At 68.5% G+C, this 7341-nt stretch carries 8 protein-coding genes and 2 tRNA genes; 6 read left to right on the top strand and 4 right to left on the bottom strand.

Translation table 11 applies throughout. The annotated features are described in order from the left end of the window. Positions 1-49 precede the first annotated feature (49 nt). The 3 genes from ABDW35_RS27910 to ABDW35_RS27900 all read right to left on the bottom strand — a co-directional run bounded on the left by ABDW35_RS27910 (position 50) and on the right by ABDW35_RS27900 (position 1247). A tRNA-Leu gene (locus tag ABDW35_RS27910) sits at positions 50-130 on the bottom strand. Between the two features lie 25 nt (positions 131-155). After that, positions 156-812, bottom strand: a complete 657-nt coding sequence (locus ABDW35_RS27905; protein ID WP_343717124.1) for a type VI secretion system-associated protein TagO — start codon at positions 810-812, stop codon at positions 156-158. A 360-nt stretch (positions 813-1172) separates the two neighbouring features. Further along, positions 1173-1247: transfer RNA gene (locus ABDW35_RS27900), tRNA-Val, on the bottom strand. Between the two features lie 164 nt (positions 1248-1411). Between ABDW35_RS27900 and ABDW35_RS27895 the strand changes: the two genes are divergently transcribed. The 4 genes from ABDW35_RS27895 (at position 1412) to ABDW35_RS27880 (ending at position 5164) form a co-directional block, all read left to right on the top strand. After that, positions 1412-2293 (top strand): N-formylglutamate amidohydrolase, encoded by an 882-nt coding sequence (locus ABDW35_RS27895; protein ID WP_343717123.1) that lies wholly within the window; start codon positions 1412-1414, stop codon positions 2291-2293. 30 nt (positions 2294-2323) lie between these two features. Then, positions 2324-2731, top strand: coding sequence for a VOC family protein (locus ABDW35_RS27890; protein ID WP_343717122.1), 408 nt, complete (start codon positions 2324-2326; stop codon positions 2729-2731). 210 nt (positions 2732-2941) lie between these two features. Further along, positions 2942-3886 carry a hypothetical protein gene (locus ABDW35_RS27885; protein WP_343717121.1) on the top strand — a complete coding sequence of 315 codons (945 nt, stop codon included), beginning with the start codon at positions 2942-2944 and terminating at the stop codon, positions 3884-3886. A gap of 129 nt (positions 3887-4015) precedes the next feature. Further along, positions 4016-5164, top strand: coding sequence for a calcium-binding protein (locus tag ABDW35_RS27880; protein WP_343717120.1), 1149 nt, complete (start codon positions 4016-4018; stop codon positions 5162-5164). An 85-nt stretch (positions 5165-5249) separates the two neighbouring features. On the opposite strand, the gene nth is transcribed toward ABDW35_RS27880, so the two are convergent. Further along, positions 5250-5888 carry an endonuclease III gene (gene nth / locus ABDW35_RS27875; protein ID WP_343717119.1) on the bottom strand — a complete coding sequence of 213 codons (639 nt, stop codon included), beginning with the start codon at positions 5886-5888 and terminating at the stop codon, positions 5250-5252. A 78-nt stretch (positions 5889-5966) separates the two neighbouring features. Between nth and ABDW35_RS27870 the strand changes: the two genes are divergently transcribed. Both ABDW35_RS27870 and ABDW35_RS27865 read left to right on the top strand, forming a co-directional pair. Next, positions 5967-6497, top strand: a complete 531-nt coding sequence (locus ABDW35_RS27870; protein ID WP_343717118.1) for a DUF2244 domain-containing protein — start codon at positions 5967-5969, stop codon at positions 6495-6497. Positions 6498-6545: 48 nt separating this feature from the next. Beyond that, positions 6546-7217 carry a creatininase family protein gene (locus ABDW35_RS27865; RefSeq protein WP_343717117.1) on the top strand — a complete coding sequence of 224 codons (672 nt, stop codon included), beginning with the start codon at positions 6546-6548 and terminating at the stop codon, positions 7215-7217. Positions 7218-7341 lie beyond the last annotated feature (124 nt).

Here is a 7341-nt window from a genome sequence, read left to right as displayed (position 1 = left end):
AAGCCCTTGTCCCGGCGCGGAAATCCGCGGGAACATTCAGGAAATTCGATGGTAGCTGGGGAGGGATTTGAACCCCCGACCAAGGGATTATGATTCCCCTTAGCCGGCGGCCGAAATCAATGACTTAGCTCACCGTCTGGCCGATCGTCTGGAGATCACCACTTGCAGCCCTCGCGCAGTGGTTTGATCGCTTCGTCGATACCGGAAAGATCGAAGGTCGCTGTTTGCTCTGCAGACTGATATCCGGCCATTGCCAAAGCCAACTTCTTGGCCCCAACCAACCGTTTGAGAAACGGGATTGCCTTGCTGCCATTCCAGAGGCCAGCAGCTTTGCCCTCAGTCGACGCGCTCCAATTTCCGCGTTCTACTTCTCCTTCATCAATCCGATAACGCACGGAAATGTCATCGCCGATTCCAAGATAGGCGGGCCAAATGACAAATGCGGCCGTAGTGCTTCCTTTGCAGCGGATGAATAATATCGCGCTTTGCATCTGGCCAAACATTGTTGGAACCTGGTTTGATGATTTGAGTTGAAGGTAATATTGCTTAGCATCTGTCAGTGGGTCGACATCGGCGCTAGCATCCCAGTTCCCGGCAGTCTCGGAGGCCGTCGGTGCTGGCGCTCCTACGATACGCCGGCCAAGCTCATCGAAGCATGTGAGCCTGGCGGCGTCCGCCAGCTCCGAGCGACACGATTCCACGCCACTTCGAATCAGACCAACATCTTGAAGCGGAGTTGTCGATGTCGGCTCATCTGCTAGCGCGATGCCGGAAAACGCGAAGAATGCTAAAGCTGCAATGGTTGGCCGCATAAAATCCATCCATCATTATTGCATAATGTACCGGCGCGAAGACGCCTATGCCATGCGCACTCATTATAATCTGGGTAGAAGCTCCCTTTCCAGCGCCGCCCCGCTCTTCCGATCCGCGTCCCGCTGATCGAACAGGTGCCCGTACAGGTCATAGGTGATCTGGATGGATCTGTGCCCCACCGCACGTGGACCTGCTTCGGCATCATGCCGCACTCGATCAGCCGGGATGTACGAAACCGGAACATCCATGTGTCAAAGATGTGCCAATGTGTCAGAGCGTTCCTGCGCTGTTCTGCGCAGAACGACATATCCCCCGGAGGGGGAGACCACGCCAAACTCTTTGGTTTTCTTGGGTTCCGGTGGTGGGCGCGACTGGGATTGAACCAGTGACCCCTACGATGTCAACGTAGTGCTCTCCCGCTGAGCTACGCGCCCGTTACCGGGAAGGACGGCCGAAGCCGGTCGTCCGCGGGGAGCGCCGATGTAGCATCATCGACCGGGGGGCGCAAGCATCAAACCGAGCCCGCCGCCGAACAGGCCCGCCGGCCGCGGCGATGGCCGCCGTCGACAGCCCGGGGGCGCTGGGATATGACGGTGATATGGATGGTCAAGTCGCCTCGCAGTCGCCGGCGTCCGACGCGGTGGCGATCGCCCTGCCGCAGGACCGGCGCCTTCCGGTGGTGGTCGCCTCGCCGCACAGCGGCCGCGACTATCCGCCGTCGTTCCTGGCCGCGGCGAAGCTCGACCCCCACACCCTGCGCCGCTCCGAGGACGGCTTCGTCGACCAGATCTTCGGCCAGGTGCCGGAGCGCGGCGCGCCGCTGCTGCGCGCTTTGTTCCCGCGCGCCTTCCTCGATGTCAACCGCGAGGCCTATGAGCTCGACCCCGAGATGTTCGACGACGCGCTGCCGGGCTGGGTCAACACCCGCTCGCCGCGGGTCGTCGCCGGGCTCGGCACCATCGCCCGCATCGTCGCCCAGGGGAAGGACATCTACCGCGGCAAGCTGCGCTTCGCCGAGGCGGTGGAGCGGGTGGAGCATTTCTACACCCCGTACCATGCCACGCTGCGCCGGCTGGTCGACGAGACCCGCGCCGCCTTCGGCCATGCGATCCTGATCGACGCCCATTCGATGCCGTCGCAGGGCGCCTCGCGCACGCCTGGCGGCCGCGCCGTCGACGTCGTGCTGGGCGACTGCTACGGCAGCTCCTGCGCCGCCGCGGTGACCGAGGCGGCGGAGCAGTGGCTGGCCGGCCGCGGCTATGCCGTCACCCGCAACACGCCCTATGCCGGCGGCTTCACCACCCGGCATTATGGCCGGCCGCGCGCCGGCATCCACGCGCTGCAGGTCGAGCTGAACCGGGCCCTATACATGGACGAGGCGACGCTGCAGCCGACCAAGGGCCTGGCCCGGCTGACCGCCGACATGACCGATTTCGCCGCCGCGCTCGGCGCCCTCGAGGCGGAGGCGCTGGCGCGGTAGCAGACGGCGGGCTGAGGGGGAGGGGACGCCATGGCGCTGCTGGTCAACATCGACGTGCCGGATCTCGAAGCCGCGGTCGCCTTCTACACCGCGGCCTTCGGCCTCACCGTCGGCCGCCGCTTCGGCGGCGAGGTGGTGGAGCTGACCGGCTGGCCCGCGCCGCTCTACCTGCTGCGCAAGCCGGCCGGCACCATCGGCGCCGGCGACAGCCGCCGCGACTACGCCCGGCACTGGACGCCGGTGCATCTCGACGTGGTGGTGGACGATGTCGAGGCGGCGCAGGCGCGGGCGGTCGCGGCCGGCGCCGTCGCGGAGGGCGCGATCCGCACCGCAAGGTGGGGCCGGCTGGCGCAACTGGCCGACCCGTTCGGTCATGGCCTCTGCCTCATCGAGTTCCTCAACCGCGGCTATGACGAGATCGCGGATCCCCCGGCCTGAATGGTGCGGCAGGCACGGCCACGACACACCGGCTGGCAGCCGCGGGGACCCGAACCCGCGCCTGCGGCGAACATGACCGTTTAGGCTTTCCTTACTTTCCTGTAAGGATGGCGGCGCCGGCAGCAAGCCGGCCGCCGGCGGCGCTTCGGACGTCGCCCGGAACGACAGGGCAGGGCACTTCATCCGTCAACCGAGGGAGAGCGGGCGAGGATGGGTCTCGAATTCATCAACGTCATTTCCACCAAGCGATCCGGCCACCATGCCTTCGTGCGCTGGCTGCGGCAGAACCGGGACACGCCGGCGGCCTTCGTCAACAACGTCGTGATCGGCGAGCCGATCCGGGCGCATCTGCGGTCGGTCAGCGGCCCGGCGGCGCGCGGCAAGGGCGCGAACGGCACCTCGATCTTCAACTATGAGGGCGTGACGCGGCTCGGGCTCGAGGCCGCCTGGCAGATGCAGCGCGCGACGGGCGGCCAGCGGGTGGACCTGCTGTTCCTGCGCGACCCGCTGAACCTCACCGCCAGCCTGATGCACCGGAAGCGTCTGGCCCGGCTGGACCTGGTGATGATCCTGCGCCAGCTCTTCGCCGAGCGTGACTGGCTGAAGGCCTATGCCGAGGGCGCCGTGCCGGGCCTGTCCCTGATCGGCTACAACGCCTGGGTCCTGGATGCGGCGTACCGGCAGCGGGTGGCGGACCGGCTGGGGCTGCGTTCGGCCGAGCGCGTCGCCGCCGTCACCCGGCATGGCGGCGGCAGCTCGTTCAAGGATCTCGCCAGCGTCGGCGATGACGAGGCCCGGCGCCTGACCACGCGCTGGCACGGCTATCGCGACGATCCGCTGTTCGGCGCGGTCCTGACCCATCCCCGGCTGCTGCCCTGGTTCGAAGCCGCGCTGGCCGGGGAGATCGCCGATTCCTTCGGCGCCGACCTGGCCGATCCGGCCGGGCTGGCCCATCTGCGGGCGGTCGCCCGCGCCCGGCCGCGGCAGAGCTATGCCGACCGGATGATCGACGCCCTGTCGGAGCGGCAGGAGCTGTTCCACGGCATCGAGAGCGGCACCTCCGTCGTCAAGAAGCTCGGCATCGCCCGGGCCCATCTGGCCGTCCTGGCCGGGCCGGGCCGGGCCGCAAGCCAGCGGGCGGGATCCGCCGCCTGATCCACGGGCCGCGGCGGGCGTCGTCGCGGCCCGCTTTCACCTGAAACGCGATTGCCGCGCTCTGACATGGACAGGTCATCCGCCGGCCGGACCCTGGTGCTCTCGTTGTGACATCTTCGGGAGCAGGCAATGACCACAGTCCATGGAACCGGCGGTGCCGATACGCTGACCGGCACCGATCAGGGCGATACTCTGTTCGGAGAGGGTGGAGACGACACCATCGCCGGCCAGGGCGGGAACGACCATCTTTTCGGCGGCGCCGGCAATGATTCGATCAACACCGGCGCCGGCGACGATGTCGTGTTCGGCGGCACCGGCGACGATACGATCGGCGGCATGGCCGGGCACGACCTGGTCTTCGGCGGCGACGGCAACGACACCATCGCCTGGAACGACCCGACCGGCGACACCGTGTTCGGCGGCAATGGCGATGACCGGATCATCGGCAGCGACACCGCGGCCGACATCAGCCATGGCGGCGCCGGCGACGATTTCATCCAGGCCTTCACCACCACAGCCGCGGCGGCGACCGCGGGCGATCAGCTGTTCGGCGGCGACGGCAGCGACACGCTGATCGGGGGCGATGCCGCCGATCGCATCGCCGGCGGCAATGGCGACGACACGATTTCGGGCGGCGGCGGGGCCGACCGCCTGTCCGGCGGCGCCGGCGACGACACCATCAACACCGGGGCCGGGGACGACGTGGTCCATGGCGGCGCCGGGGCCGACCATATCGGCGGCATGGCCGGGCATGACACCGTCTTCGGCGATGCCGGGGACGATGTGATCGCCTGGAACGACGCGGTCGGCGACACCGTCTTCGGCGGCGCCGGCAACGACCGGATCATCGGCAGCGACACCGCCGCCGATATCAGCCATGGCGGCACGGGCGACGACTTCATCCAGGCCTTCACCACCACGGCGACGGCGGCCACCGGCGCCGACCAGCTGTTCGGCGACGACGGCAACGACCGCATCATCGGCGGCAATGCCGGCGACCGGATCGAGGGCGGCAACGGCAGCGACACCCTCACCGGCAATGGCGGCGCCGACAAGTTCGTGTTCCACGCCTCCGAGAGCGGCCAGGACATCATCACCGACTTCTCGGCCAAGGAGGATGTGATCGACCTGCTGGGCTTCGGCAGCCATTTCGACACGCTGGCGCATCTCAGCGACAGCTCGGCCGGCGCGGTGCTGGATCTCGGCCATGGCAACCAGATCCTGTTCGAAGGCGTGCACGCGGCCGATCTCAGCGCCGGCGACTTCGTCCTGAAGTAAGACCATTCGCCCGGCCGACCCGCCGTCCGGCCGGGCGGATGGAAGGCTGCCTCCCCATGCCCCGGGAGGCAGCCTTCGCCATCTCTCACGCAGGAATGGTCTTCTCCGGCCATTCGCACAGATCGGCGACGACGCAGGTCTCGCACAGCGGCTTCCGCGCCTTGCAGGTGTAGCGGCCGTGCAGGATCAGCCAGTGATGCGCGTGCAGCTTCCAGCGGTCCGGCGTCACCCGTTCCAGCACCTTCTCCACCGCGTCCGGGGTCTTGCCCTTGGCCAGGCCGGTGCGGTTGCCGACCCGGAAGATATGGGTGTCGACGGCGATGGTCGGCTCGCCGAAGGCGACGTTCAGCACCACATTGGCGGTCTTGCGGCCGACGCCCGGCAGCGCCTCCAGCGCCTCCCGGTCGCGCGGAACCTCGCCGCCATGCTCCTTCAGCAGGATCTCCGACAGGGCGATGACGTTCTTCGCCTTCATGTTGTAGAGGCCGATGGTGCGGATGTAGCGCGACAGCCCCTCCACCCCCAGCGCCGCCATCTTCGCCGGCGTGTCGGCCACGGCGAAGAGCGGCCCGGTCGCCTTGTTCACTCCGACATCGGTAGCCTGGGCCGACAGCACCACGGCGACCAGCAGGGTGAAGGGGCTGCTGTATTGCAGCTCGGTCTGCGGCTCCGGCATACGGGCGGCGAGTCGGGCGTAGAAGGTGTCGATCGCGGCTGGCTTCATGCGCCGCAGCCTAGCGAGGCCTCACGGGTCGCGCCATCGGCCATTGCCACCATGCTGCCGCGGACTATGCTCACAGCCATGCGCAGCAGCAGCCTCACCCGGATCGGCGGCCACGGCGCCGCCATGCAGGATCGCGGACCGATCCTGTTCGAACGGCTGCTGCGGCCGAAGCGCAGCCTGGGGCCGGTCGGCTTCTGGCTGGTGATCGGCGTGGTCGGCGTCACCAGCCTGTTCAACGGCGTGCTGTTCCTGATGCTCGGCGCCTGGCCGGTCTTCGGCTTCTACGGGCTCGACGCACTGCTGCTGTTCTTCCTGATGCGGCTGAACCTGCGCCGGGCCGGGCGCAGCTGGGAGAGCCTGCGCCTGACCGCCGACCGGCTGGTGATCGAGCATGGCGACCATCGCGGCGTGTCGCACCGGATCGAGCTGCAGCCGTACTGGCTGCGGGTCGCGGTCGACCGCAGCGAGGTCGGCCAGAACCGGATCACCCTGACCAGCCACGGCCAGCGCTTCGCCATCGGCGGCTTCCTCGCCCCGTCCGACCGCGACCATCTGGCGCGCGACCTGTCGGCGGCGCTCGACCGGCTGCGCAGCGGCGTCCAGGATTGACCCACCGTCCCGCCGTCGCGGGTCGCGGGTCGCGAACGGAGGGATACGATGGACGAGGTCCGCTGGGAGCGGATGTTCCCCGATCAGCTGGAGCGCCGCTTCTCCGAGGCACCGGTGCTGTATCTGACCTATGGGCTGTGCGAGCCGCACGGGCCGCACAACGCCACTGGGCTGGACGCGCTGAAGGCCCACGGCATCGCCTGCGCCGCGGCCCGGCGCGGCGGCGGCATCGTCGCGCCACCGGATTACTGGCACATTCATGAGGTCGGCGACTACGCCATCTGGTCTCGCACCCATGTCGGGGAGGTGGCGCGCGACTGGCTGACGGCGCTGCCGCCCTGGCAGCATTTCAAGAACATCTGCTACCAGCTGCGCGCCGCCGACCGCATCGGCTTCAAGGCGGTGATCCTGCTGACCGGCCATTACGGCCAGAACTATCGCGACCTGAAGACCATGGTCGGGCTGATCCAGCCCCATATCGGCGCCCGGCTGCTGTCGCTGCCGGATTTCGAGGCCGACCGCGAGGGCATCGACGGGCAGGGGCCGTCGCGCGGCGACCATGCCGGGCGGATCGAGACCTCGCAGCTCTGGGCGGTGGAGCCGGACTGCGTCGACGTCTCGCGCCTGCCGCCGGCGGGCGAGGCCGGGCCGCATTTCGCCATGGGGCCTGACGCGCCGCTGTCCAGCCGCCGCGACGGCGAGGCGATGGTGGCGCGCTAGGCGGCCTGGCTGGCGGACCGGGCGCGGGAGCTGCTGGCCGCTTATGGCGAGATCAAGCCGACCGCCCGGCTGCTGAGCTTCGGCGATGTCGAGCGGCTGTGGAACTCGGTGGTGGCCCCGGCAC

Source organism: Inquilinus sp. (assembly GCF_039594555.1).
GTDB lineage: Bacteria > Pseudomonadota > Alphaproteobacteria > DSM-16000 > Inquilinaceae > Inquilinus.
This window is presented reverse-complemented; position numbering and strand designations above follow the sequence as displayed.